General features: G+C 66.7%; 25 protein-coding genes and 1 pseudogene. 24 read left to right on the top strand and 2 right to left on the bottom strand.

All coding sequences use genetic code 11. The features are described 5' to 3' along the window. Positions 1 to 30: 30 nt before the first annotated feature. From FB560_RS05540 to FB560_RS05430, 24 genes and pseudogenes are all read left to right on the top strand, one after another. Positions 31 to 801, top strand: a complete 771-nt coding sequence (locus FB560_RS05540) for a helix-turn-helix domain-containing protein (RefSeq protein ID WP_170198059.1) — start codon at positions 31 to 33, stop codon at positions 799 to 801. Between the two features lie 100 nt (positions 802 to 901). After that, positions 902 to 1399, top strand: a complete 498-nt coding sequence (locus FB560_RS05535) for a hypothetical protein (RefSeq protein ID WP_141871442.1) — start codon at positions 902 to 904, stop codon at positions 1397 to 1399. A gap of 180 nt (positions 1400 to 1579) precedes the next feature. Beyond that, on the top strand, positions 1580 to 2938 hold the full coding sequence (locus FB560_RS05530) for a hypothetical protein (RefSeq protein WP_141871441.1): 1359 nt from the start codon (positions 1580 to 1582) through the stop codon (positions 2936 to 2938). 141 nt (positions 2939 to 3079) lie between these two features. After that, positions 3080 to 3697: pseudogene (locus FB560_RS21150) on the top strand (bifunctional DNA primase/polymerase); the annotation flags it as partial. A 224-nt stretch (positions 3698 to 3921) separates the two neighbouring features. Continuing rightward, positions 3922 to 4074: a hypothetical protein gene (locus tag FB560_RS20880; protein WP_229673402.1), complete on the top strand. Its 153-nt coding sequence runs from the start codon at positions 3922 to 3924 to the stop codon at positions 4072 to 4074. Positions 4075 to 4076: 2 nt separating this feature from the next. Then, complete coding sequence (locus FB560_RS05520; RefSeq protein ID WP_229673404.1) at positions 4077 to 4904, top strand: DUF2637 domain-containing protein; 828 nt, start codon at positions 4077 to 4079, stop codon at positions 4902 to 4904. Beyond that, entirely contained in the window at positions 4897 to 5334 is a 438-nt protein-coding gene (locus FB560_RS05515) for a hypothetical protein (protein ID WP_141871439.1), read from the top strand. Before FB560_RS05520 ends, FB560_RS05515 begins: the two co-directional genes overlap by 8 nt. 160 nt (positions 5335 to 5494) lie before the next feature. Then, positions 5495 to 6445, top strand: coding sequence for a hypothetical protein (locus tag FB560_RS05510; protein WP_141871438.1), 951 nt, complete (start codon positions 5495 to 5497; stop codon positions 6443 to 6445). A gap of 17 nt (positions 6446 to 6462) precedes the next feature. After that, positions 6463 to 7518 carry a ParB/RepB/Spo0J family partition protein gene (locus FB560_RS05505; protein WP_170198057.1) on the top strand — a complete coding sequence of 352 codons (1056 nt, stop codon included), beginning with the start codon at positions 6463 to 6465 and terminating at the stop codon, positions 7516 to 7518. Continuing rightward, positions 7505 to 7969 (top strand): hypothetical protein, encoded by a 465-nt coding sequence (locus tag FB560_RS05500; protein ID WP_141871436.1) that lies wholly within the window; start codon positions 7505 to 7507, stop codon positions 7967 to 7969. The genes FB560_RS05505 and FB560_RS05500 overlap by 14 nt, the downstream gene beginning before the upstream one ends. Before the next feature lie 67 nt (positions 7970 to 8036). Beyond that, positions 8037 to 8729 (top strand): hypothetical protein, encoded by a 693-nt coding sequence (locus FB560_RS05495; RefSeq protein WP_141871435.1) that lies wholly within the window; start codon positions 8037 to 8039, stop codon positions 8727 to 8729. A 12-nt stretch (positions 8730 to 8741) separates the two neighbouring features. Continuing rightward, complete coding sequence (locus FB560_RS05490; RefSeq protein ID WP_141871434.1) at positions 8742 to 9914, top strand: M23 family metallopeptidase; 1173 nt, start codon at positions 8742 to 8744, stop codon at positions 9912 to 9914. A gap of 74 nt (positions 9915 to 9988) precedes the next feature. Then, complete coding sequence (locus FB560_RS05485; RefSeq protein ID WP_141871433.1) at positions 9989 to 10288, top strand: DUF6112 family protein; 300 nt, start codon at positions 9989 to 9991, stop codon at positions 10286 to 10288. A gap of 86 nt (positions 10289 to 10374) precedes the next feature. Continuing rightward, the gene (locus FB560_RS05480; protein WP_141871432.1) at positions 10375 to 10701 is read left to right on the top strand and encodes a DUF6112 family protein; all 327 of its coding nucleotides are present in this window, start codon (positions 10375 to 10377) and stop codon (positions 10699 to 10701) included. A 34-nt stretch (positions 10702 to 10735) separates the two neighbouring features. Beyond that, positions 10736 to 12205 carry a conjugal transfer protein TrbL gene (locus FB560_RS05475; RefSeq protein ID WP_141871431.1) on the top strand — a complete coding sequence of 490 codons (1470 nt, stop codon included), beginning with the start codon at positions 10736 to 10738 and terminating at the stop codon, positions 12203 to 12205. Between the two features lie 172 nt (positions 12206 to 12377). Then, positions 12378 to 13841 (top strand): SCO6880 family protein, encoded by a 1464-nt coding sequence (locus FB560_RS05470; RefSeq protein WP_141871430.1) that lies wholly within the window; start codon positions 12378 to 12380, stop codon positions 13839 to 13841. A gap of 56 nt (positions 13842 to 13897) precedes the next feature. Next, positions 13898 to 15421, top strand: a complete 1524-nt coding sequence (locus tag FB560_RS05465) for an ATP-binding protein (RefSeq protein ID WP_141871429.1) — start codon at positions 13898 to 13900, stop codon at positions 15419 to 15421. Positions 15422 to 15489: 68 nt separating this feature from the next. Further along, positions 15490 to 15930, top strand: a complete 441-nt coding sequence (locus FB560_RS05460) for a hypothetical protein (protein ID WP_141871428.1) — start codon at positions 15490 to 15492, stop codon at positions 15928 to 15930. 41 nt (positions 15931 to 15971) lie between these two features. Then, entirely contained in the window at positions 15972 to 16472 is a 501-nt protein-coding gene (locus tag FB560_RS05455; RefSeq protein ID WP_141871427.1) for a hypothetical protein, read from the top strand. A gap of 84 nt (positions 16473 to 16556) precedes the next feature. Then, positions 16557 to 18323 carry a type IV secretory system conjugative DNA transfer family protein gene (locus FB560_RS05450; RefSeq protein ID WP_188895303.1) on the top strand — a complete coding sequence of 589 codons (1767 nt, stop codon included), beginning with the start codon at positions 16557 to 16559 and terminating at the stop codon, positions 18321 to 18323. A gap of 73 nt (positions 18324 to 18396) precedes the next feature. Next, the gene (locus FB560_RS05445; protein WP_141871426.1) at positions 18397 to 18888 is read left to right on the top strand and encodes a single-stranded DNA-binding protein; all 492 of its coding nucleotides are present in this window, start codon (positions 18397 to 18399) and stop codon (positions 18886 to 18888) included. Positions 18889 to 19009: 121 nt separating this feature from the next. Next, the gene (locus tag FB560_RS05440) at positions 19010 to 19696 is read left to right on the top strand and encodes a hypothetical protein (protein ID WP_141871425.1); all 687 of its coding nucleotides are present in this window, start codon (positions 19010 to 19012) and stop codon (positions 19694 to 19696) included. Further along, positions 19693 to 19902 carry a helix-turn-helix transcriptional regulator gene (locus tag FB560_RS05435; RefSeq protein WP_141871424.1) on the top strand — a complete coding sequence of 70 codons (210 nt, stop codon included), beginning with the start codon at positions 19693 to 19695 and terminating at the stop codon, positions 19900 to 19902. The genes FB560_RS05440 and FB560_RS05435 overlap by 4 nt, the downstream gene beginning before the upstream one ends. Continuing rightward, positions 19889 to 21112 (top strand): tyrosine-type recombinase/integrase, encoded by a 1224-nt coding sequence (locus tag FB560_RS05430; RefSeq protein WP_141871423.1) that lies wholly within the window; start codon positions 19889 to 19891, stop codon positions 21110 to 21112. The genes FB560_RS05435 and FB560_RS05430 overlap by 14 nt, the downstream gene beginning before the upstream one ends. Positions 21113 to 21490: 378 nt before the next feature. On the opposite strand, the gene FB560_RS05425 is transcribed toward FB560_RS05430, so the two are convergent. Both FB560_RS05425 and FB560_RS05420 read right to left on the bottom strand, forming a co-directional pair. Further along, positions 21491 to 24124 (bottom strand): alpha-L-rhamnosidase, encoded by a 2634-nt coding sequence (locus FB560_RS05425; protein ID WP_141871422.1) that lies wholly within the window; start codon positions 24122 to 24124, stop codon positions 21491 to 21493. 66 nt (positions 24125 to 24190) lie between these two features. Next, a complete protein-coding gene (locus FB560_RS05420; RefSeq protein WP_170198056.1) occupies positions 24191 to 24955 on the bottom strand; it encodes a carbohydrate ABC transporter permease in 765 nt (254 codons plus the stop codon). Positions 24956 to 24981: the final 26 nt, after the last annotated feature.

The raw sequence follows: 24981 nt of genomic DNA, 5'->3' as shown, positions 1-24981 counted from the left end.
GTTATTCCCTTTCCACTGACGGTAAAGCGCGTGCTCCACTCCGCCTCGACGGGTCGGGTTGCTGTCGACGCGACCAAGGTGATGATCGTGAACTCGGGCACCACGACGCTCAGGCACGAGACCGGTGAAGTCGATCTTGCTGCAGGGCAGGTCGTGCTGCTCCCTCCAGGCCGCTGGTATGCGGGAGAACCCGCCGGTCTAGTCATCACCACCACCGCATACTTCGACACGGCATTCCTTGAGGAGCAGGAGCGCTGGACCTCTCAGTCCAGCGCTCCTGCTCCTCTTGTGCTTTCAGATAGTCACCGGTCGGACCCGACCGTGCTCGATGTGCCTTCCACAGTGTTCCCGCATGTGAATGCTTCCCTGCAACGGTTGATCGACGGTGAACGGCACCATTTGCCGACACTTCGCCGCTTGAGTCTGGCAGTGGACCTGCTCGATATCCTCACGCGACCCGTCCCCGAGCACTCGCCCGAACACCCCTCGGTGCGCCACGCAATCGCGTTGCTCTTGAACGATCTTGGCCGCGCGTGGACCATGGATGTTCTCGCCGACGAGGCCGCGATCTCTCGATCGCAACTCGCCCGACTCTTCGCCCGCCACGTCGGCACAAGCCCAGCAGCGTTCCTTCGCAACGAACGTTCACGACGCATGGCCGATCTTCTACGCTCAAGCAGCGACACTGTCGAAACCATCGCACGTCGCGTCGGATGGACCGACCCCAGCCACGCCTCACGCGCCTTCCGTCAGGTACACGGTCTGTCCCCGCAGCAGTATCGGCAAATCTCTCGACCATAGACGACTGCTCGATGCCAGTGGCCGCCAACTGTGTCCTACCTCACAGGTACGCCGACCACGCCATCGTGCGCGCGAACCTGCGAGGGAAGGAACCACCACCATGAGCATCAACCCGGGCGAAGCATCAGCATCGACGCCCACGAACGCTGCGGATCCTCGGCGCAAGATAAGCCCGCCGAGTGCCCTGTCTCTCGGCATCATCGTCTGGACCGATGACCCGGAGGTCGAGCCGACCGTGATCGCCGACCGGAACCCGGTCGCGTTGGCGCGGGCGGTGGCGGTCACGATCCACGAGATGCTCGAAGACTCTGAGGCATATGCCGGGGCGACGGAGTTCCTACAGTCGAATCCGCCGCCGCAGGATTGGGTACTGCCCGAGGACGTGGATGCGTGGTTGGAGGCGCTGCGGGAGGCGACGCCGTACCCGGCGTACTCGTTCCACCACGTACCTCTGACGGGCGGTGCGGACGGAACGAACCACACCGTCATCAACCGCTATCTGCAGCATGCGCTGCAGGAACGCGAGGATGCTCTCACCCCTGACTCGACGCCGAGCTCCGTCGCTGGCCAATCGTCAGGGCGTCACCTCGCACGCTGACCCGGTGGCGGAGTTTGACGTTTCGGCGCGTGTTTCTGATGTTTCGACGCGTCATTGCCGGGATGCCTCGCCCTTGACGCGGTTCTGTGCGTACCTCTGGAACAGAACCACCTGTGACACCTGAGCGATCGGGTGCAGTGGCGTGTCCTGTCTATCCGAGTGTGAATGGAGTCTTTCATCATGTCCGACATCACGATCCCGCCTTTGGGGTATTCGTCTGAGCCGCCGCGCCCGCATCGGGTGGTGGTCGCTTTCGATGTCCTCGCCCGCACCCAAGCCGAGGCGCAGCACATGGTCGATGAGGTGCTGATCGAGGAGCTTGCCGGTCCTCCCGACCAGCTCCGCACAGACGGCGACCGGGTATTCGGTGAAGACTTCGGCGACGACGTCCCGCACATCCGCTCCTGGACACCCGCAGCTGACGCCGCTCCCACCCCGCCGGTAGCGGTGCCGTCACCCGGGTGGGAGGCGTTCGAGGAGTCGGGGATTCCGGAGATCGTGGCGGAGATGTTCCCACCCGAACCGGGCACCGGTGACTTCCGCCTCCCGGACGGCACGCCCGATCCGGAGAGCTTTGAGGACGCGCATGAGCGGTGGCGGGACGAGTGTCTCTCCCTCGCGGTGCAGGCCTCGCGTCTCCCGGAGACTTTGGATCGGTTGGAGCGGGCTGAGCGGGTCCGTGACGGTCTGGTGGATCTGTTGGAGCGGGAGCGGTTGCCGGTGGAGCCGGTGAAGGAGGATTATCTCGTCACGGTCGCCCCGTCGTTCGAGGGCGAGTACGAGGACATGAGGTTCCGATCCGACCACGCCCAGTGGCGGTCCGAGTTCACCGCGACCGCGCTGCGCCGCGAACACGCCCTGCAGGGGCTCGTGGCCAAGGGTGGGCCGCGGACGATGTTCCTTCCGGAGCGGTTTCACCGTGAGTGGGTGCCTTCGGATCTGATCGCCCTGCAAACCCTCCGTGTACTCGTGGAACGGGAGAAAGCCGGGGAAGGCACACCCTTGCTGGACCGGGCGCAGAGGGAGGAACTGTCAGCGATGCTGTTCGCTGCCGATCCCGACATTCGCGTGGTTGACCCTGACGACCCGGCTGGGGCTGAGTTGTATGCGGGGCAGGCGTCAGACGCACACGAGTGGATGCCGCCGGGCGTGTATGACGCGACCGGGTACGACGGAGAAGGCCAGTTCCGGCTCATCGTCGGCCAGGTCCCGGTCGGGGATGGGGTGACGGCGTCAGCGGCGTTCCCACCGGCCGAGCACGACAGTGCGGTGGTCAACGAGATCGCCCGCATCCTCGAACAGGACACCGAACAGTACGACCCCGCGACAATCCTCGACCGGATCAACGCTGCGGTCCTCGGTACCGGGCGGACGGCTGCCACACCCTCGGACATTCACCCTCCTGAGCAGGCGCTGACGAGCCTGGAGCGCGGAGCGCTGCTGAGCGAGCTGCTCGCCGAGCGAGAACAGCACCTGGACACGGACCCGGACGACCCCGAGCCACCTTCCCCGGGTCGGGGTTTTGGCCGCAGCCTGTAGCAGAGGGGCGTCTCGGAATGGCGGTGCTGAGGGTGGGTGTGTTTGACGATTTGGCGCATGTTCTTGACGAAACGGCGCATCCCGCCCAAAAATGCTCGCGGCAACCACGCGACCTCGGGTAGGGGTTGAGGTTCAGAAGGGATGCTCAGAGCGGAGAATCTGCGGCCAGCACGGTTTGTTGACGCACCTTCCCTGTGGATACCGCGCACGAGCCCCGGCCCGTGCCGTGTCCTGAAGGAGGTGCACATGACCATCACCGACCCCACTGCCTGGCCGATGCCCACCAGCCTCCCCAAGGAGCTTGGGAAGGCTGCCGCCGTCTACGCCGCCGCGGGCATCCCCGTGTTCCCCTGCGCACCCGGTCAGAAGCGCCCGCTCACCGCGCATGGGTTCCACGACGCCACCACCGACCCCACGCAGATCGACGCCTGGTGGGGAAGGTATCCAGAAGCGAATATCGGGATCCCCACCGGGGTCATGGTCGAGGTGCTGGATGTGGATGTGCACGCCACCGGCACCGGATACCCGGTCCTCCGCACCCTGCAGCAGGAGGGGCTGATCAGAGGGTGGGGGCAGGCCGTGCGCTCCCCATCGGGTGGCCTGCATTTGTACTACCCGGCAGATCCAGATGTGGCGCGGGGGTCGTGGTCTGGGGGCCGGGCGCATGTGGACTTCCGCGGCACCGGCGGCTTCATCATCGCCCCGCCCTCCACCATCACCACCACTCGTGGGGACCGCCGCTACGAGACCATTGCCCGAGGTCGCAACCCGCGGCCTCCCGATGCGGATGCGATCCGCGAACTTCTGACACCCCAGCCTGAGCGGATACTCCGCCCGGCCGGTTCGGCGGCGCTGCGGGAGCGGCCGGTGGAGCAGCTTGCAGCCTGGGTCGCCGCGTTGCCGGAGGGGAATCGGAACGCGGGACTTTTCTGGGCGCGAGCCGGCTTGCTGAGGCCGGCCTGTCCGAACCCGACACCTTCGGGGTGCTCGAACCTGCTGCGACCGCTGCCGGGCTGGAGCCGCGGGAGATCACCGCGACGATGCGCTCCGCCCACCGCACCACGAGGGCCGCCGATGTACCGGATGACCCCGTCGTCGCGCAGGGCGTGCGCTCGTTGTCGGGGCTCGGGAGGTAGCCATGACCCGCCCGGCAGTGACGGCTCGCGCCCCGCGCGATCCAGACCTGAGCCCGGGCAAACAAGCAGCCGACGGCCCATCATCCGGTGGGGTGTCGCGGTTCGTGGTCGTGCTCGCGGTCACCGGAACGATCCTGCTCGCGTTGGGTGCGTTCTGGTTGTCGTTCACGACGCTCCGTGATCTCGCGGTCCTTTCCGGGATTCCGGAGGGGCAGGCGTGGATGTGGCCGTTGATCGTGGACGGTGTGATCTTGGAAGCCACGATCAGCGTCGTCGCGCTGCGGGATTCTGCCCGCACCGCGAGGCGGTTCGCGTGGCTGCTGTTGGGCGCGGGTGCCGGAGTGTCGGTGGCGGCGAACATCACCCACGCGGTCGTGGCCGCCGACACCCGCGTCCCCGCCCTCATCGCCGCTCTGGTCGCGTCGGTGCCACCACTGGTGCTGCTGGCGATGACGCATCTCACCGTCGAACTCACCCGCAACACCACACCCACCCCAACCGTTCGCGAGCCAAGCATTCAGCCGTTGACGAGCGACCAGGCGAGCACAGCCACGGCGGTCGACACCCCACCCCAGTCCGAACAGGACGCGGGACTCGAGCCGCCGGAAGCGACGGTCGCGGCGCGGCCAGAGACGATCACCGCGGGGCGTCCGGTGGCGGCCCGCGGAGGAAGCGGGCGCAAGGAAGATGCCCGGGTTCGGGCGATTGCGCTTGATGCGGAGGGGGTGTCGAAGCGGCAGATCGCCGCGCAGCTCGGCGTGCACCCGACCACTGTTGGCCGATGGGTGAACGCACCTGACCGTCAACAGGACGGAGACCCCCATGACTGACCCCACCACCCCCGCCCCCCAGCACGTCGACCCACAGCGCCTCGCGGATCACGACCATGAGGCGGACGCGCGGACCGATACGCCAGCGACGCCGTCGTCGGGTGAGGTGGCTGAGGGGGCGCGGGTGTCGGAGTTCGCCACTCACGGCGACCCCACCCTCACCCGCGACAACACGGATCCGGCCTTGAAGCGTCCGGGCGTGCAATGGGTGCGGCCCACGGATCTCGCCGCCCGCGCCGGAGGTGTCGTCCTGGACCGCGGTGCCGAACTGAACACGCGCCTGCGGGACGCAGTCCTCGACGGGGTGCGTGAAGGCCGTGCCCAGTTGCAGGAGCGACTGGCCCGCAGGCAGGAGTCTCTGGATCCAGATGTGAGCAGTCCGACGAGCGCCCTGGGGCGTGGGGTCGGGAGGACGGGGGTGAGCCGGTGACCGCTGCCTGTCCCGGCACCACCCGAGTGCCGCACGACACCCACACCACCTAACCAGCGTTCTCGCCGCCCGGCTGCTCACAGTCGCACCCGGCGGCACCACACAGACCCGCACGAACGCGGCCAGTCTGCTGGGCTCCCCATGCCCAAGCACGGCCCCCGTGCCTGCGATGGCGGTGATCAGCGACCCCTTCTTCGGGGTTCGCCGGGATGGGTGTCGCACCTATCTGTTGACGGATCTCATCTCTCTTTCAGGAGTCGCTTTGAACCACCACACATCCACACCCACATCGGCGGAATTGCCGCTGCCGGATTTCCGCACGAGTGAGGGGCTGCGCGAGCTGCTCACCGAGCTGAACGAGCACAACGCCTGGGCCACCAGCCCGATAGCCGCGGAGCTCATGGTCTACGCCACCGGCAAGTATGCGCCGATCGCGAAAGCCTGGCGGCGCGATCCCGCTGATGCCGCCTACGAGGCATTCCTCGCGATGCGGCAACCGACCACGCTGCGGGCGGATGATCCCTGGGCGGTAGTCACGCGTGCGGTTGCGCTCGGCATCGCCGCCGAAGTCCACGCGGACCGGAACATGACGTCGCAGGACAAGGCGCGGCGTCCGTCGAAGAGGCCGGCGGAGGAGCCGATGCGGGCCGGGCATTACGAGGAGTTCTTCTACGACGTCCACCCCCACGCCCACTCCCTCCACACCGACGGTCACGGCGGGGAGGATCGGTCGGTGGATCGGGTGATCCGCGCAACGTGCGTATTCCTGGTCCTCACCGACTGGCCCGCACGTCCCGTTGAGCAGGCCGTGGACTACATCGCCCACCGCATCACCGGCCTCTCCTCGGGCACTTCGGCGCTGGAGATCGTTTCTCGTGAGCTGCATATCGCGATCCGCCTCGGCTACACCCCCGACGAATGGGCAAGCCTCGTCCGCCTGGTCGTCGGCACGAAGACCGGCAGGCGCAAGGCCGGGGACTACGGGCTGTTCGCCCGGGTCCTGCTCGGTGACGACGTCGCCGACCTCCTCCGCGACGAGACCCTCGTGAACACCTCCCGCCGGATGGCCTCCATACCTGACCGGCAAGAAGACAACGGACGTGTGTCGTGAGTCGGGGGCATTTGGTGTTGGAGCATGCGCTGGATCAGTTGAAGAGCGGGTCGCAGTTTCGGCGTGACCCGGATGAGGATCTGGATGAGCTGTGTGAGTCGATCCGTCGCACTGGGGTGTTGAACCCGCCCGCGGTGACCGAGGGGTACGTGATCATCACCGGGAACCGCCGGGTCGCGGCGATGCAGCGTCTCGGGATGCGGGTGACGCCGATCTGGGTCGTCCCGGGCGTGTCCGACAAGCTCTCCTACGTTCTCGCGGTCCGTGACGAGCAGACCCTCCAGAAAGCGTTGAAACCCTTGGAACAAGCAGAACTCTACGAAGAACTGAAAGCCCTCTACGCGGAGGACGCGGCACGGGTGAAGGCGGGATCGTTGTTCGGCGACGGCGGGAAGAAGCAGGACAGGAGCGGTGGTGCCGATTCGGCACCACCGCTCGACCTCGCCAATCTCAACGATAGGAAGGCGCGGGTGCAGGCGGCACGCGCGGTGACGGGGAGGGATTCGCGGACGATGCTGGAGCAGATCAACCAGCTCAAACACATCGCCGCGGACGACAGCGAAGACCCCTATGTGCGCCAGCACGCCGCCGAAGCGTTGCTGGAGATCAACGAGGACCGGAAGGTCAACGGCCGCTTCCAAGCAGTCAAGACGAGACAGAACCTCTCCCGCCTCACCCGGTTTGCCGAACACCCCGACACTCCGGAGCAGGCACGCACCGCTGCCGCCACAGAACTGCGAACCCTTCATGACATCGATTCACCGGCCGAAGCTTTGAAGGAATCCGGGCTCGCGTTGGCTCGCGTCACCGAAATCCAGAAGGCCGCGACCGACCCGGCCCTGATCGGGTGGAAAGACGTGGACCCGCTGCTGCGGGAGAAACACCAGATCCGCAAGCTCGTCGATCTGCTGCGCCGGGAGCACGGCTGGTGGGACCGCTACAACCCCGAAGACTTCGGAAGATACGCCGACGCCGAGCAGTGGGAACTCGTCCAGACCTACATCACTGAAGCCGCAACATTCCTCGACCAGGCACGCACCGCACGGGAAGACACCACCGATGCCGACGTTTGAGGACCCTTCTCGGGATGCGGATGAGTTGGCGGAGGCCGCACGGGGGTTGGCGTATGCGACCCGGCAGATCGAGTCCCCAGAGGACACGTATGAGGTTCTCGGGTCGTTGCATCTGACGTTGTCGCGGATCAAGCAGGGGCTGCAGCAGCTCGCGGCCTGGCACGACCGGCGCGCCTCGTTCGCCGCTACCGACGACGGTGACCGGGTTGCGGGGCACGATCACACGGTCAAGGCTGGTGGCTGGTTGATGATCGCCGCGGCCTCCACGGAGCAGGTGGTTCAGCTCGTGATGAAAGCCCACAGCGAGAACGGGCGGATCGCCTGGCAACCAGACTCCGCACCGACACGATCTGCGGGGCTCGCTGAAGTCCTCGCGGAACGGGAAGCGGCTCTCGACCCCGAACTCCCAGCAAGCGGACACACCAACCAGAGCACGGGCCTCACCCGCTGACGAGGAGGACGGGCGGGCGGCGCACCTATCGAGTGCCCCGCCCGTTTCTCGTTGGAAGGCCTCATCCATGCCCTCTCTCAACCCCGATGGTCAGCGTCGTCGCCGCCGTCTGATCATCACCCTCACCGCTACCGGTCTCGTTGTCACGGTGCTCGCCGGAATCGGCATCTACGGCCTCATCACCGGACCCCGAGACAGCGACGCTCCCCGGGACCGCGCGCCCGCGTCCACGGCACCGGTTGACCCCACCGACCCGAACGGACAGCCGGAAGACGCGGCGCTGCCAGCTCTGCCGCGCACGAACAACCCCGAGGCCTACGTCCGTGCGGTCGCGGAGGCGCTGTTCGACTGGGACACCTTCACCCTCCTGACCCCTTCGGATCACCGGGGCGTGTTGTTCGAGGACGCCGACCCGTCCGGGTCAGAGATGCCGGGGCTGATCGCGGACCTGGACGGGTATTTCCCGTCGGCGTCGACGTGGCGGGATCTCGCCGAGTACCGCACCCGCCAGCACATTGAGATCGATCGGGTGTACGTCCCGGACCAGTGGGAGGAAGCCGTCGCCGCCTCCGGTGGGCAGATCACCGAGGGGACGGTGGCGTACACGGTCGAGGGCACGAGGCACCGGGACGGTGTCTGGTACGACGACCCCGTCGAAAGCTCGCATGCGGTGGCGTTCACGGTGTTTGTGTCCTGTCAGCCGGTGTTCGACCGGTGCCATCTGCTGCGCCTGTCCGAACTCGACAACCCCCTTCGATAAGGCGGGCACGGGATGAATAAGCTCCTTGCCGCCGCAGCCACGTTCATGCTGCTCACCCCAATGCTCGGGCTGCTCAGCATCGGCGTGCTCGTGAACCCGGCCCTCCTCAACCAGGGGAACTGCATCGCCAGCGGTGTCGTCCTTGGCCCGATCCCCGACTCGCTCGAGGTCACCATGAAAGACGGATACACCTTCACCCTCAACAAGCAGCAGCTCACCCACGCCGGAACGATCATCACCGTCGGAGCGAATACTCCTGGGGTGGGGCGGGATGGGATTCTGATCGCGTTGATGGCGGCGCTGACGGAGTCGACGCTGCGGCAGCTCGCGAACACCGGCACCTACCCCGAGTCCGGCGGCTACCCCAACGATGGCAACGGCTCCGATCACGACAGCTTGGGTCTGTTTCAGATGCGTCCGCAGTCCGGGTGGGGCACGGTCGCTGAGCTCATGGACACGACCTATCAGGCGCGGGCGTTCTACGGTGGCCCCGACGGCCCCAACTACCCCTCACCGCGAGGTCTGCTCGACATCCCGGGGTGGCAGCAGATGGGCAAGGGCGAAGCCGCGCAGGCCGTCGAAGTGTCCGCGTACCCGGATCGGTATCAGAACTACGAGCCCGTCGCCCGTACGATCCTCGACACCCTCACCCGCAACAACAGCGGCGGGAACGGCAGCGGTGTGCCCGGGGACACGAACATTCCCGAGACGAGCCGGCTGGTGTTCCCACTACCGACGGGCAGTTATGTGCACACGTCGTCGTTCGGGCCGCGGATCGACCCTATCACCGGGGAAGCGCGTCTGCACGCCGGGACCGATTGGGCAGCCCCCGACGGCACACCGATCTTTGCCCTCGCCGACGGCCTGGTCACCTACGCCGGGATGGTCGATGGGTATTCGGGACAGATCACCCTCGAACACACCATCGGCGGCGAGAAGGTCGCGACGAAATACATCCACATGTGGGCACACGGCATCCACGTCACCACTGGTGACCGGGTCACCGCGGGCCAACACATCGGCGACGTCGGATCCTCCGGCCACTCGACCGGCCCGCACCTGCATTTCCAGGTCCATCCCGGCGGCGCGAACGCCCCCGCCGTCGACGCCGAACCCTGGCTCGCAGAACACGGCGTGGAAGGCATCGACGCGCCGGTCGGCGGCGGCCCGGGCTGCACCACCTGACCCGAGCTGAGGGAGGCCTGGCGGGGTGGGTGGCGCACCTGACCGGTGCCCGCCCACCGTTTTGAGGAGAACCCATGCCCGCCACCACCCTGACGCTGCTATCGGCCGAGAACGTCTACCCCGACCTGAGTGGTGTCGGAGGCCGCTCGACCCTCATCGAGATCGTCGGCGCGCTGCTGACGATCGTGCTGATCGTCTCGATCCTCATGCTCGTCGTCTCCGGGATCGTCTGGGCCGTGTCCTCGTCAGCGGGGAACCCGCAGACCGCTGCGAAAGGAAAAGTCGGGGTGTTCGTCGCGCTCGGAGCCGCCGTCCTCGCAGGCGCCGGGGTCACCTGGATGAACTTCTTGTTGAGCCTCGGCGACACCCTCTGAGCCGGGTCGCACGTTCCGGCATCGCACCTGTCCCAGTGACCCCGCACGACCGGGTACGGGGCGATCGGTTGTGAAGGAGCCCCACCATGCTTGCCGTCCTCGACACTCTCACCACCCTCACCGCTGCGGTGCTGCCCGCGAACATCGACATCTCCCCGAACGATTCCGGCCTGCCCGGTATCGCTGCGCTGCGGACCGTGGTGGGTGCGGTGATGACGATCGGGCTGATCCTGTCCGTCCTCGCCCTGATCGTCAGTGCCGTGGTCTGGGGCTTCGGGTCGAACTCGTCCAACCCGCATCTGGCGTCACGGGGGAAGGTCGGGGTGCTGATCTCCTGCGGCGCGGCGATCATCACCGGAGCGTCGGTGACGCTGATCAACTTCTTCTGGAACGTCGGCCAGACCGTCTCCTAACCACCTGGAACTTCGATTCGAAGGGAGGGGTGTTGTGGCTGGTATCTGTGACGTCCCCATCATCAGCAACGTCTGCGACGCCGTCGGCGAAGGCGCAGCCACCCTCGTCGCTGCACCATTCGACTGGCTCGCCCAAGCAATCGGAGCAGCTGCGTCCTGGATCTTCCAAGGCGTCTGGGCCTTGTTCGACTCCACCACCCTGGTCGACATCACCGGGGCCGGGTATGTCGGTGTGTACAACGTGATCTTCGGCATCGCGATCTTCCTGATGCTGATCTTCTTCTGCCTGCAACTCATCACCGGGCTCATCAGACGCGACCCGACCGCCCTGTCCCGCGCCGCCCTGGGTTTAGCGAAGTCGGTGCTCGGGTCGTTCCTGGTCATCACGTTGACGGCAACGCTGCTGGAGGTCGTCGACCAGCTCTCGATCGGGATCGTCCAGGCCACCGGGACGACCCTCGAAGAGATGGGTGGGAAGATCGGGGTCCTCGTCGCAGGTCTCACCGCGATCAACCTCACCGCCCCCGGTGCCGGGGCGATCATCACCATCTTCCTCAGCTTCCTGGCCATCTGCGCGGCAGCGATCGTCTGGTTCAGCCTCCTGATCCGTAAGGCTCTGATTCTGGTCGCGGTCGTGATGGCACCCATCGCTCTATCCGGGGCGAGTTGGGATGCGACGAAGGGGTGGTTCGGGAAGTGGGCAAGCTTTGTGCTCGCGCTGATCTTCTCGAAACTCGTGATCGTCGTGGTGTTCCTAGTGGCGATCAATCAGGTCAACGCGCCGATCGATATGGACCTCAGTTCCATTGCGGATCCGATCGCGGGGATCGTGTTGATGTTCATCGCCGCGTTCGCCCCCTACATGGTCTACAAATTCATCTCCTTCGTCGGCTTCGACATGTACCACGTCATGAGTGCGGAGCAGGAGTCGAAGCAGGCCATGAACCGGCCCATGCCCCTCCCTGGCAAGCCCGACGGTAGCGGCCCGCAGAAGGTCCTCGACGGTGGGGGCGGCGACGGCAAAAACGGTGGTGGTGGTGGGAATCCGCCGCCACCGAGTGGTTCGCCGCAGCCCGCTGCCGGAGGCGGCAGTACAGCCGGAGCAAATCCGGGTGCGGGTGGCGGCACGGCCGCAGCCTCGAGTGGAGCGGCAGCAGGTTCCAGCGGTGCGACTGCCGGTAGCGGCGGTACTGCCGCAGCAGGCGGTACCGGGGCGGGAGCGGCGGCTGGCCCAGTCGGAATCGCCGCAGTCGCCGGGGCGAAAGTCGCCAAGGGCGCGGCAGAGGCCGGCCCGAAGATCGGCGGCGCGATCGGCCGCACCGCCGACAACCACGCCGGAGCCGCCAGCGAGGGGCAAGCCGCGCCACCACCCCCGGACCAGTCCGTACCGCCCGCACAGCCCACCACACCGGCCGCGAACGCGCCTGCGCCGAAGCCACAGACGCCGCCCGCGAACGACGGCGGTGGGCAGGCTCCGCCGCCGAAGCCCGCACCGAAGACCTGAGGTAAGAGGACCGGCATCTGAGAGGAGGTCATCTGGGCGGTGGCCCGTGAACAACGCACCCGGACGGTCAGCCAGCGACCTGACCCGAGCGGGTGGTTCACGGGCCACCGCCCACTATTGGTGTCCGTACCTGACCGGCGACCCCGAACACCCACCGCGTCAGGAGCACCTTATGGCCAGCACCGCGTCCACCCGCACCGAGTTCGAACTGTCAGCGGTGAAGTTCTCCCGCCTCACCAAACGCGGCATCATCCTCGGCCTCTCCCTCCCACAAGTCATCGCCCTCTCCATCGCGGTCGCCGTGTTCATCGCCTCCCTTTCCACCGGTGGTCCCGCCGCGTTGTACACGTCACCGATCTGGGGCACCGCCGCCGCACTCGCCTGGGTGCCGGTCGGGGGCAGGAAGCTCGTCGAATGGGTGCCGATCACCCTCCACTGGGTCCTCCGGCAGACCCTCCGCCAGACCCGATACCGGAAGCGCATCGTGAAGCCTCGTCCGGCGGGGACGCTCGCGCTCCCTGGGGATGCGGCACCGCTACGCCAATACGAGGACCCCGAGACCGATGCGGTCATGGTCCACGACCCGCACGGGCAGACGCTGACCGCGCTGGTGGAAGTGACCCATCCCTCGTTCATCCTTCTCGACCCCGGTGAGCAGGAACGACGCGTGCACGCCTGGGGCCGGGTGCTGTCCACCGCGTGCCGGTCCACCAGGATCGCCCGCCTGCAAGTGCTGGAGCGCACCGTCCCTGACTCCGGGTCGGGGTTAGCGCAGTGGTGGGCCGAGCAGGGCAATGACGACGATTCCTGGGTCGCAAGAACCTACCGGGAGCTCATCGACCGAGCAGGCCCAGCCGGAGAACGCCACATCTCCACCATCTCCCTGAGCCTGGACATGCGGGCCGCCTCTCGGGCGATCCGCACCGCGGGCGGCAGCCTCAAAGGCGCCGCCGTCGTCCTCAGGCAGGAGATGGAGACCCTCACCACCGCGCTGCGCACCGCAGACCTGAAACCCACCGACTGGTACACGCCCGGGCAGCTCGCTGTCATGCTCCGCAGCGCGTATGACCCCGCTATTGCCGCCGCCCTGGAACGGTCCGGGGAGATCGGACAAGACCTCGCGACAGCTGGCCCCGTCGCGGTCGAAGAGACCTGGGACCAACTGCGCTCCGACTCCGCGCATCACGCGGTGCTGTGGATCTCGGAGTGGCCGCGCTCCCTCGTCTACCCAGGCTTCCTCGCACCCGTACTCCTCTCCAGCGGTATCCGGCGAGCGTTCACACTGCTGTGTGACCCGATCCGCTCCGACCAGGCAGCCCGCGATATCCGGAAGAAGAAGACCGAATACATCAGTGATGCGGCGCAGCGGCAGAAGGTCGGGCAGATCGAAGACGCCCGACAGTCCGCCGAATACCACGACGTGCTCCAACAGGAAGCCGACCTCACCAGCGGCCACGGCGTCCTCCGCTACACCGGCCTCCTCGCCATCTCCGCACCCACCACCGATGAACTGGAAGCCGCAGTCTCCGCGATCGAACAAGCAGCGATCCAGGCGTCGTGCGAAACGCGCAGGTTGGTCGGGCAGCAGGCGCAGGCGTTCGTCACGGCAGCACTGCCGCTCTGCCGAGGCATCTGAGACGTGAGGCGTACCTGACCGGTGTCACTGCACACTCCATCGGAAGGCCACCGCTCATGGGACAACACACCAGCCCGAAGAAGCTCTACTCCACCGTCCTTGTCGAGGACGGCAGCGGCCGGAAGAACCGTAAGACCCGGGAACGTGCCGCCCGGCAGGTCATCGCTCGGGAGCAGGCCGAGCAGCGGCAAGCGGTGAAGGCGAAGGTCGCCGCGGAACGTGCCGAGGCGAGGTCGACGAACTATCTCCCTAAAGGCGGCGAGCCGGGGGCGGCGGCGCTCAGGGCGTATCGGGGGTTTCGGGTGCCTGCGCATCAGGACACCTCGGCGGCGTTGCAGGGCGCGTACCCGTTCCTCGCCGAAGGCGGTCTCGGGTCTCAGGGTGTGTTCGTGGGGCAGGACATGTACTCCGGCGGATCCTTCGTGTACGACCCGTGGGTGCTGTACCAGCGGGGCATCATCACGGCGCCCAACCTCGTCCTCGCCGGCATCGTCGGCAGTGGGAAATCCTCCCTCGCCAAGGCGCTCTACACCCGCAGCATCCCGTTCGGTCGCCGCGTGTACGTCCCCGGTGACCCGAAGGGCGAGCACACGGCTGTCGCTGAGGCAGTCGGTGGGAAGGCGATCGTCCTCGGCCATGGCCTCCGGAACCGTCTCAACCCGCTCGATGAGGGCTACCGGCCCGGCGGGCTCTCTGACGCGGAGTGGGCGTCCACAGTCGCGTCTCGTCGCCGGGATCTGATCGGCGCGTTAGCGGAGACCGTCCTTGAGCGGTCGTTGTCGCCGTTGGAGCACACGGTCATCGATATCGCCCTCCAAGCCGTGGTCGCCAGTAACGATGTGCCGATCCTGCCGATGGTCGTCGACCGCATCCTCACCCCCGACCCCACAGATGACGACCGCCTTGCCGAGGACGGGCGGATGGTCGGCCACGCGCTGCGTCGCCTCGTCTCCGGCGACCTCCAAGGCCTCTTCGACGGCCCTTCCACGGTGACGTTTGATCCGACGTTGCCGATGATCACTCTCGACCTGTCCCGTGTCGTCGAAAACTCCACGTTGATCTCGGTGCTGATGACGTGCTCGTCGGCGTGGATGGAGTCCGCGCTGCTGGACCCGAACGGCGGGCAACGGTGGGTCGTCTACGACGAGGCGTGGCGACTGATGTCCCACCCGGCGTTGTTGAAGCGGATGGACGCGCACTGGCGACTCGCCCGTCATTACGGGATCGCGAACCTACTGATCTTCCACAAGCTCACCGACCTCGACAACGTCGGCGACCACGGATCCGCCATGCGCTCCCTCGCCAACAGCCTCCTCGCGAACGCGGAATCGCGGATCATCTACCGGCAAGAATCCGACCAGATCGGCACCACCGGCAAGACCCTCGGACTCACCGGCACCGAACAGAAACTCCTCCCATCCCTCGGGACCGGGCAGGGGCTGTGGCGGATCAAAGAATCCTCATACGTCGTTCAACATCAGTTGCACCCTGATGAGCTGCGGGCCTTCGACACGACCCAGCGGATGACCCAGAATCCCCGCGAGTTCGCGGATCCTGAGCGCTCTGGAGGCCTGTCTTGAGCGTAGACGGACCTGCCCCGGAGCACCAGGCCTCACGCGGTTCGGACGGGTTGTCGGAGGAGGCGCTGGTGCGGAACATGATGGCGCTCGATGACGGGTTGCAGCGGATCGAGCAGCAATCCCAGGACCGGTTGATCCTGCTGTACGACGACCCGGTGACGTTCGGGGCCGGGCATTTCGTGCTGTACCCCTTGCACGGCTCCTCACCGCGGTTCGCGATCGAGGAACAGTTCCCGCCCGGGGTCGACTGGTCCGACGAGAACCGCGTCCCGGTGTCCTGGACATGGGCCTCCGAGGCTCGACTGCAGCAGCCGGATGGGAGCTGGCCGTGGGTGACGCTCGCCGAGGGTGAAGTTGCCTCGGCCGACTATGAGACGCTGCTGCAGATCACCGGTGGGTGGGCGGACGCGCTGGGCGAGCTCATCGCCCGGGAAGAAGCCCTCACCACCGACCCCATCACCGATCACCCGATGGGGCGTTCGGGGGCGGGTCGCACCTTCCTGACATGACCCTTCGACGCCACCCCCACACCCGCACCCAGCAACCCTCCGTGACCCCGAAACCGGGGGTGGTGGTGCCTGCGGTGTTGCCGCAGATCCTCCTCGAAGCCGTGAACGCCGACACCTTGATCGTGACGGTGAACGGTGACCGTCTCGCCGCCACCCCGATCCACCCTGACGAGATCACGGGGACGGTGACCGAGCTCGTCGCTCGGCTCGGATCACCGACTCGGGTGGAGGTGCGAGAACTGGACGGCAGCGTCCACGCAGACATCCTCACCCCACCCACGCCTGAGCCGCGGTCGCCGTTCGCTCCACCAGAAGACGACGCACCCGCACCGGTGACGGTGCCGAACCTTCTGGAGTTCACCGCGGACGGGTTCGTGCCCGGCGAAGACGTCGCCCTCGCCCTGGTCCTGTGTCATACGTCCGCTGGCCCAACCGGGACAGCACGCGCCCTGATCGACCGTGCCGAGCAGCCCAGCATCACCGGTGAGGTGATCTTGCTGGGGCGGATCTCCGGAACCACCTCGGTGCAGCGCATCGACTGACCGCCCGACTCATCCACTCGTCGTCGTACCTGTTGTCCTGACCCCGCCGCCTTCTTTCTGCGGGGTCGGAAAGGTGCGTTCCTCGTGTCTGGTCCTGTGCAGGCGAAACCCGCCAACGACCTCTTCATCAACCTCACCCTCGGAGCCCTCGTCACCGCCGCCGCATTCACCGGGATCCTCCGTGTCGCGGGCTCCGTCGCCGCGTTCCTCACTGGGCTTCCTGAACCGTCCGGCGGTTTCACGACCGGCCTCGCCGTCCTCGCCACCCCAGCAGACCCGGGTGCGGCGCTCGGCGCGGAAGGCCTGAATCCGTTCGCCTACTGGGCCGTCGTCACCCTGTTCCTCGGCGTGCTCGGTACCGCCGCATTCTTCGTGGTGCGAGCGGTGCACCGTTCCCGGTCGAAGACGGACCCGCACCGGCTCGCGGGCACTGCCACCGCCGCCGAGGTCGCCCGCGTCGCCTCATCGAAAGCACTGGTCAAGAAGGCCGCGACGTTGCGGCCCTCGCTCACCGAGAAGCCTCACCCCGAGGAAGTGGGGTATCTCCTCGGCACGGGAAAGGGCGGGCAGGTCTGGGCGACTGTCGAAGACAGCATTTTCCTCATCGGCCCGCCCCGCTCGGGGAAGGGGTTGCACGTGGTGATCAACGCGATCCTCGACGCCCCCGGAGCCGTCATCACCACCAGCACCCGTCCGGACAACCTCACCGCCACGCTGAAGGCACGGGAGGAGAAGGGGAAGGTAGCCGTGTTCGACCCCCAGCAGCTCGCCCCAGGGCTCCCTGCGGGGATGCGGTGGTCGCCGGTGCGGGGCTGTCAGGATCCGTTGACGGCGATGATCCGCGCGAAAGGCCTCGCCACGGCCACAGGGTTCGGCGGCGTCCAAGACGCCGGGTTCTGGGAAGGGAAGACCACCGCCGCGATCCAAGCCCTCCTTCATGCCGCCGCCCTCGACGGGAGGGACGCGAAAACCCTGTACCAGTGGGCGCTGAACCCGACCCTCGCCGCCGACGCCGTACGGGTGCTGTCCTCTCATCCGGGAGCTGCGGAGGGATGGGCAGATTCGTTGGATGCGATGGTGCAGGCAGACCCGCGGACGAGGGATTCGATCTGGCAGGGTGTGTCCCTCGCGTTCTCCGCCCTCGCGGACCCTCGCGTCCTGGACGCTGTCTCGCCGGGGCCGGGTGAGGAGTTCGATCCGGAGGCGTTTCTCCTCGGCAACGGGACCCTCTACCTCCTGGCCACCGGTGCGGGGGCTGGGGCGTCGTCGGCGCTGGTCGCGGCGTTCATCGAAGACCTCGTCGAAACCGCCCGGAAGATCGCCGCACGCTCACCCGGTGCGCGTATGGATCCGCCTCTGCTGCTCGCGTTGGATGAGATCGGGAACCTCGCACCCTTGCCCAGCCTGCCGACGTTGATGGCGGAAGGCGGCGGCACCGGCATCACCCCACTCCCAGTGCTGCAGTCCCTTGCCCAGGCGCGGGAGAAGTGGGGTGAGAACCAGGCGAACGCGATCTGGGACGCCTCCATCGTCAAGATCATCCTCGGCGGAGCCTCCAACAGCCGCGACCTGCAAGACCTCTCCACCCTCATCGGCGACCGCGACGAAACCACCGACAGCATCACGACCGACGCGTACGGGTCACACTCGTCGCAGCGGTCGATCCGCCGCGTCCCGATCCTGCCCCCGGACGTGCTCCGCACCCTCCCGTTCGGGACGGGAGTGGTGATGCTCCGCACCGCCCGCCCCATCATCACGAACCTGCGCCCCTGGCCATCCCGCACGGACGCGAAGCAGCTCCGGGCGGGCCGAAGCGAGATCGAGCAGTTGCTCCAGAGCGGTACCCGATAGTCGCAGGGTGGTAGTCGTACCTGTCCGGTAGCCCCCGCAGTTGCGGGTGTGAGACCGATAGGAGTACCCGCTGATGACCATCCGCACCAAGCAGTCCCTCTCCGGGTTCGTCACCACGGACCCGGAGCTGACGTTCACGAGCAACGGTGACGCCCGCGTCTACATGCGTGTCGGGCAGCCTCAGGCCCGGTTCGAACAGGACGGCACATTCACCCAACTCGATCCGGAGTTCACCGACCTGGTGATGTTCCGGCGCTCCGCGGAGCTCGCGCATGAGCAGTTCCGCAAGGGAGACAACTTCATCGCCGAAGGCGAAGCCCGCGCCTACACCGGAGGCGACGGCACCGAACGAGAGCAGTTCGTCGCATCCCGGATCGGACACGACAACAACCTCACCCGCTACACCGTCGACCGCACCCCGCCAGAACGAGAAGCCCCGCAACAGGAGGCTCCGGTGCGGGAACAGGTGCAGCAGGCTCTCGCCGACCGCGAGGCGCAGCTCGACCCGGAGCCACCGGCGGCGACCAGCGCTGCGTCCGTGCAGCGCGACGCGGTCGCCCGATAAGCCGCGGGTGCGGCGACCAACCCCACCACCACCTCCACCTGGTCGCCGCACCCGCATCCTGCCTTCGCCGCGTCCTCCGCGGCTCTCCTTCTTCGCCTCGTCTCGTTCCGGGAGCTTTCTGATGACCACCGACAACCCCACCCCACCCGACCTGCCCGACACCGATCCGTCAGGCTCGGATCCGACCGTGCAGGGGCCTGACTTCGACGGGATCGACCTGTCCGGGCTCCCCGCCGACATCGCAGACAAAGCGAGAGCGTTCGCGAAGCAGACCTTCCAGGCGGACCTGGCGAAGTCGCTCACCGCGGTGGCGCGGCCGATCAACTGGCGAACCCTCCCACCCGCAGACCTCGAGGCCGAGCTCCTCGAGCTCAACGGGTGGGTGGACTGGCTCCGTCACACATACGGCCTGCCCGCGCAGGTGATCCCGCCGATGTGGCACCGGCACCCCGAACTCCTCTGGGAACTCTCCGCCCTGCGCCAGCACTGGCTGTTCTGCTTCGACCTCCAAGCGAAGGGCAACCAAGCCCTCGCCTGGCACCACGACTTCAGCCTCGCCCGTGAGCGGCTGCGGGACTGGGTCACGATCTCCGGCACCCGCCTCGACCGCGACCGCCCCACCCGCATCACGGCCTGGCCCGGCGGCGAAGCCGAGGACTGGACCGAGCCCGACGCCACAGAACGCCCCGTCGCGGCGCGGACGAAGGACTTCCTCGCGTTCGTCGAAGAGCAAGTCAAGGCGAGGACTGCGGAGCAGGACGCGACGATCCGGGAGATCGTGAACATCGAGTGGAGCGAGCAGCCATGACCGAACAGCCAGTCGATGTGCTCGTCTCACCGCTACGAAACAGTCACGAGGTTGCCGCGTTTCTGCGGGTCTCGGAGTCGACGCTGTCGAGGTGGCGGGCCGAGAAGAAAGGTCCCCCGTTCATCCGGATCGGTGGCGTGACCAGGTACCGCATCGAACAGGTCGAGCACTGGCTCGCCTCGCTCGGCACCGATGAGCACGCCTGAACCGACCGCACCTCTGCCGGTGCCGCCGATCGGGGTGAAGGTCACCACCGACCTTGAACGCCGTGCCTCGGGGATCCGTGCTCGCGCCCGCTGGATCGACCCCCACACCCGCAAACGGGTCACCCGCGCGCTCGTCGTCCCCGACGAGAACGCCGCCGAAGAGTTCTTTCAATACCTGCAGGCCTCCGCCGAACTCGGGATCGACAAACGCATCCTCTTCTCCGACTACGTCGAGATGATCGGCGACCGGTGGCAGCGGGGCCTTGACCCGACGTCCACCGTCGACGGCTACAAGCTCGGACTCCGCCTCCGCGTCCTCCCCGCCCTCGGGCACCTGCCACTGTCACAGATCACGGCCGGGATGATCGATCGCACCATCGACCAGTGGGAAACCCAGCACTCCGCGTCAACCATCAAGAACACCATCGCACCCCTCGTCCGCGTCCTCGACGAAGCCGTCCGCGACGACCTCCTACCCAGCAACCCCGCCCGCAACCGGTCCCGACGCTCCCTCGGGAAATCAGCCCTCAACCTGAACGAGTACGACCAATCACCGCGCGTCCACGCGCTCAAGGATCTCGCGGCCCTCACGACCCTCGCGGATCGGTGTGGGGAGGTGCATCAGAGCTATTCCGACTTCGTAATGCTCTGCGCCCTCCTCGCCGCCCGCGGCTCCGAGATCTCCGGCCTCCAAGTCGGCGACATCGACTGGGATCAACGGATCGTCACGATCCGCCGCCAAACCTACCCAGGCGCAGGCGGGCTCGTCACCAAGCAAACCAAGGGACGAGACATCCGGCACGTCCCCATCCTGCAAGCGCTCACCCCCGTGCTTGAGCGCCTCACCGCAGACCGTGAGCCTGACGAACGGCTACTGACCGGACCCCGCGGTGGCGTGCTCACTACCGCCTCCGTCAGGGACGCGACGAAATGGGATCAGCTCGTCACCGATCTTGAACTGACGAGCCTCACCCGGCACGGCCTCCGGCACACCGGAGCAACCTGGCTCGCCGACGCCGGCATCCCGCTACACGTCCTCCAGGGCATTCTCGGCCACAAGTCCATCGAGACCACCCGCGGCTACCTGCACCCCGACACCAGGCACCTCGCCGATGCCGCGGCCCGCGCGAACGCGTTCCTCGACGGGCAAGAAAGCCCCACCCGCGAGGCTCCTATCAAGACGCGTCGGGCAGCGGCTCCCGGGCGATGAAAACGGTGCGGATCCACGCGAAATCAGGTTCCAGGTCACGGCCAGGTCCCGGCTCGTCGCGACGTCCGCAGTTGAAGCATCTCGATGGACATCGGCAGCCACGGTGGGATGCTTCCACAAACCCCGCTGAAGAGGACCGCGGAAACGATGAAGCCCAGGCGAGAAACATGCTCTCACCTGGGCTCTTCAGTGGGCTGTTGGCACAACCCGCCGTGGCGCGGCTGGTGAGTGCAGTCCCTTCATCGCTTTCCTGCGGCGTCTCCGGGTCTTTCCTGTGATCTGCGAGCCGGGGCGTCGGGCACGGGAAACGAACTGATGACAGCGGAGTAGCGTCGTCGCTTCGCCAGTACATCGAAGGGGCGCCAGCGCCGACAAGAATCAGCGCGCCATACGGCCCGCAGACAGGGTGTGCTTTGCTCGCCGTACTGACGACGTGAATCGGTGCCGCCCATGCGACACGACGGTCAGCGACTCGTCGGGAAGCGATACCTCTGCTTCGCACCCGAATGGCACCTCAAGGTCGACGACTATCTGGTTGTCCCCTTCGAGCTTCCAGTCCGCGGCGACGCGTCCGAACGCGGTCTCGAGCTGAGTGCTCGCCGACGTGAGTCCTCCCCCAGGCCGTGGCGCGATGCGCACACGACGGTATCCGGGTTCAAGCGCGCTGAGGCCTCCGATGACACGATGCATCCAGTCGGCCACCGCACCATAGGCGTAGTGATTGAACGATGTCATCGACCCCGGGTTGATGCTGCCGTCCGGGAGCATCGAGTCCCACCGCTCCCAGATCGTCGTCGCACCCATGCGCACGGCATACAGCCACGATGGACGCTCGTCCTGCATGAGGAGTTGATAAGCGTCTTCCAGGTGGCCGGTGTCGGTGAGCGCGTCCAAGAGCACGGGGGTGCCGAGAAAACCTGTCTCGATGACATGCGCGGCCTCCTGAACGAGGACGGCCAGTCGGTCCCCGGCCTGAGCGCGCTGGGTCGCGTCGAGCAGGTCAAAGGCGATGGACAGTGCGTACACGGTTGGGCAGTCGCTGAAGATCACGCCGTCCGACGCGACATAGCGCTCACGAAACGCGAGAATGATCTGGTCTGCGAGCGAGGCGTAGATCAGTGCGTCCCCACCCTTGCCAAGCACCGCGGCCGCCTGGGACAGCAGGCGCGCGGAGCGCGCGTAATGCGCCGTGGCCACCACCCCAGGGTCAGCCTTGACCGCCGCGGCGTCCTCGGGTGGGGCCGTGGGATCGAGCCAGTCGCCGTATTGGAATCCCCCCTCCCATACGCCCCCACCGGCGAGCCTGCGGACGTGCTCGACCCACGCCTGCATCGAGGGATACTGCTGACGGAGAGCTGTGCGGTCCCCGTGCGCCTCCCATAGCACCCAGGGAAGCACCACAGCGGCATCGCCCCACCCGGCAGCGCTTGCCGACTCCGGCTGGTACAACACGTCGGGGACGATGGATGGGACGCCGCCGTCCGATCCCTGTTCGAGAGCGAGGTCACGCAACCACGATGAGTAAAACGTCCGAGTGTCCGCGAGGAAGGTCGCTGTGGGGCTGAAGATCTGCGCGTCCCCAGTCCATCCCAGACGTTCATCGCGCTGAGGGCAGTCGGTGGGAAGCGCGACGAAGTTCCCGCGCATGCTGCGCACCACGTTGTCGTGGAGACGGTTGAGACGCTCATCAGACGTACGCCAGGAACCCGTGCGTCGGATGTCGCTGGCGATGACGACTGCCGTGAACCGGTGAAGGTCCAGGTCGTCCGCGCCGTCGACTTCGACGTAGCGGAAACCATGGAATGTCAGGACGGGCTCAAGCTGTCCGCCGTGTTCGGCGCGGATGTGCACATCCGTTGCTTGCGCGCTTCGGAGAGGCCTTGTGCCCAATTCACCGTCTTCGAGCACTTCGGCATGGCGGAGTCGGATCTCCGCGTTCGGGTGTCCGCCACGGTCGTCGATACGCACCCACCCGACGATGTTCTCGCCGAAGTCGAGGATGCGGGCGCCTCCCGGCGAGGTGAACTCCGCTCGGGGTAGGAGAAGGTCGACCTGCCGGACGGGCGGGTTCTCCGAGGGCTCCACCACGGACGCCGTTTCCACCTCCCGGACAGGGCTGAATGCGGCGACTGCACCGTGGCTTCGGAGCAGGGGCACGCGATGGTCCGTTGTCTGACCGTCATAGAGGTCGTCGGACAGCACCGGCGAGTTCCTGCACTTCCAGGAATCGTTGCTCGTATGCCGGCTCCAGCGGCCGTCGTCGTCGAGCACGTCGAGCTGCACGCTCACGGCCAGATCCGGGCCGTACACCGCCAGGTTATCGGGCCACACCAGCTGGCCCCGATGCCACCCATTTCCCACCAGGATCTCGACCACGTTGTCACCTTCTCGGAGGAGTTCGGTCACGTCATGGGTTCGGGACGCATACCGGTGCTGATACGCGGTCCATCCCGGCGCGAGATGCTCGTCTCCAACACGAAGGCCGTTGATGTGCGCGACGAGAATGCCCTGGGCGGTCACCGTAAGCAATGCGCGCCTCGTGGCAGGAAGGATGAGGTCGGTCTCGAAGACCGGAGCTGGCTCGTCCAGCCCCCCAATGCTCACAGGGGTGATCCACCGCCCCGTCCACCCCTCCGCACTGAGGATGCCCGCGTGAACGGGAACCTGCTCAGACCACTCAGTCCATGTTCCGGAGACCTGCACCCGGACGGAGACGGCAACCGACTCTCCATCCCCCAGGGGCGCGAAAGGCCATTGCACGTCAACATGGTCGTTGTCGTTGTGCAGAACCAACTCGACTGCCCGCTCGGAACGTCCGACGGCAGGATGCACCGGAACACAGCGGAGCTCCGCCGTCTCCATCTCGCCGAAGGGAATGCCGTTCAGCCGCCAGGTGATGGGCGGCCGCGCGGACGCCACCGGAACGTGCGGCATGCCATGTCCGACGCGGAGCTCACACTGAGCCGTTTCGTTATCGACTCGCACCTCAACCCGTTCCACTTCTTCCACCATTCGTTTCCTGCGGGGCGCGCCGCAATGCTCGCTCGGGTGTCGTGCTGGCCGGAGTCTTCGGGAATGTCATTCGAGGCCAGAGCCTGCGACACCCTTGACGTACCACTTCTGCAGGGCCAGGAAGACGAGTAGCACTGGCAACATTGCAATCGCCGCGCCCGCCAGCCCCACAGCTGGTGACGCCGTGGAGTACTGTCCGGCGGCCAGAGGTGCCAGCGCCACGTTGATGACCGTCATCCCGGGATCGGTCGCAGTGACCAAGGGCCAGATGTACTGGTTCCAGGCTCCGAGGAACGTGATGGAACAGTAAGTCGCAAGTGCCGGTTTCGCGAGCGGAAGCATCACTGACCAGAACACCCGGAACCACCCAGCGCCATCCAGTCGCGCCGCTTCCGTGAGTCCGTTGGGAAGACCGGCGAAGAACTGCCGGAACAGCAGCACACCGAACGCGATCTGTGCCGCCACCGGGACGATGAGACCAGCCCACGAGTTCAACCAACCGAGCTGATAAGTGATGACGAACGTCGGGATGAGAGTGAAGTTGCCCGGCACAAACATGGGGACCACAAGGACCGCGAGGACCAGTCCCGTCCACCGGAACGGGATCTTCGCGAGAGCGAACGCCGCAGGCAGACACAGGACCAGCTGCAGAACCAGCACGCCAAGGCTGAAGAAGACCGAGTTCCAGAGCACCTGAGGGGTGATGAACTCCAACGCCTTCGCGTAGTTGGACCACTGGAGCTCAGCCGGGAACAGGGTCGCGGGGAACGCCTGCACTTCCTGGGCAGTCATGAAAGACCGCGAGACCATGTAGAAGATCGGCAGCGCCATGATGAGGCCGCAGACAATCGTCAGCG

The sequence above is a fragment of the Microbacterium saperdae genome (assembly GCF_006716345.1).
Taxonomy (GTDB): domain Bacteria; phylum Actinomycetota; class Actinomycetes; order Actinomycetales; family Microbacteriaceae; genus Microbacterium; species Microbacterium saperdae.
Note: the sequence above shows the minus strand (reverse complement) of the source record. Positions and strands in the feature narration are given on the sequence as shown.

What these genes read in the sequence shown, in the direction of transcription:
- FB560_RS05425 (WP_141871422.1), bottom strand. Translation starts at nt 24,124, where the DNA reads ATGGTGGAAGAAGTGGAACGGGTTGAGGTGCGAGTCGATAACGAAACG.
- FB560_RS05520 (WP_229673404.1), top strand. Translation starts at nt 4,077, where the DNA reads ATGACCCGCCCGGCAGTGACGGCTCGCGCCCCGCGCGATCCAGACCTG.
- FB560_RS05485 (WP_141871433.1), top strand. Translation starts at nt 9,989, where the DNA reads ATGCCCGCCACCACCCTGACGCTGCTATCGGCCGAGAACGTCTACCCC.
- FB560_RS05470 (WP_141871430.1), top strand. Translation starts at nt 12,378, where the DNA reads ATGGCCAGCACCGCGTCCACCCGCACCGAGTTCGAACTGTCAGCGGTG.
- FB560_RS05535 (WP_141871442.1), top strand. Translation starts at nt 902, where the DNA reads ATGAGCATCAACCCGGGCGAAGCATCAGCATCGACGCCCACGAACGCT.
- FB560_RS05480 (WP_141871432.1), top strand. Translation starts at nt 10,375, where the DNA reads ATGCTTGCCGTCCTCGACACTCTCACCACCCTCACCGCTGCGGTGCTG.
- FB560_RS05435 (WP_141871424.1), top strand. Translation starts at nt 19,693, where the DNA reads ATGACCGAACAGCCAGTCGATGTGCTCGTCTCACCGCTACGAAACAGT.
- FB560_RS05515 (WP_141871439.1), top strand. Translation starts at nt 4,897, where the DNA reads ATGACTGACCCCACCACCCCCGCCCCCCAGCACGTCGACCCACAGCGC.
- FB560_RS05440 (WP_141871425.1), top strand. Translation starts at nt 19,010, where the DNA reads ATGACCACCGACAACCCCACCCCACCCGACCTGCCCGACACCGATCCG.
- FB560_RS05500 (WP_141871436.1), top strand. Translation starts at nt 7,505, where the DNA reads ATGCCGACGTTTGAGGACCCTTCTCGGGATGCGGATGAGTTGGCGGAG.
- FB560_RS05430 (WP_141871423.1), top strand. Translation starts at nt 19,889, where the DNA reads ATGAGCACGCCTGAACCGACCGCACCTCTGCCGGTGCCGCCGATCGGG.
- FB560_RS05420 (WP_170198056.1), bottom strand. Translation starts at nt 24,955, where the DNA reads ATGGCGCTGCCGATCTTCTACATGGTCTCGCGGTCTTTCATGACTGCC.
- FB560_RS05530 (WP_141871441.1), top strand. Translation starts at nt 1,580, where the DNA reads ATGTCCGACATCACGATCCCGCCTTTGGGGTATTCGTCTGAGCCGCCG.
- FB560_RS05495 (WP_141871435.1), top strand. Translation starts at nt 8,037, where the DNA reads ATGCCCTCTCTCAACCCCGATGGTCAGCGTCGTCGCCGCCGTCTGATC.
- FB560_RS05490 (WP_141871434.1), top strand. Translation starts at nt 8,742, where the DNA reads ATGAATAAGCTCCTTGCCGCCGCAGCCACGTTCATGCTGCTCACCCCA.
- FB560_RS05445 (WP_141871426.1), top strand. Translation starts at nt 18,397, where the DNA reads ATGACCATCCGCACCAAGCAGTCCCTCTCCGGGTTCGTCACCACGGAC.
- FB560_RS05465 (WP_141871429.1), top strand. Translation starts at nt 13,898, where the DNA reads ATGGGACAACACACCAGCCCGAAGAAGCTCTACTCCACCGTCCTTGTC.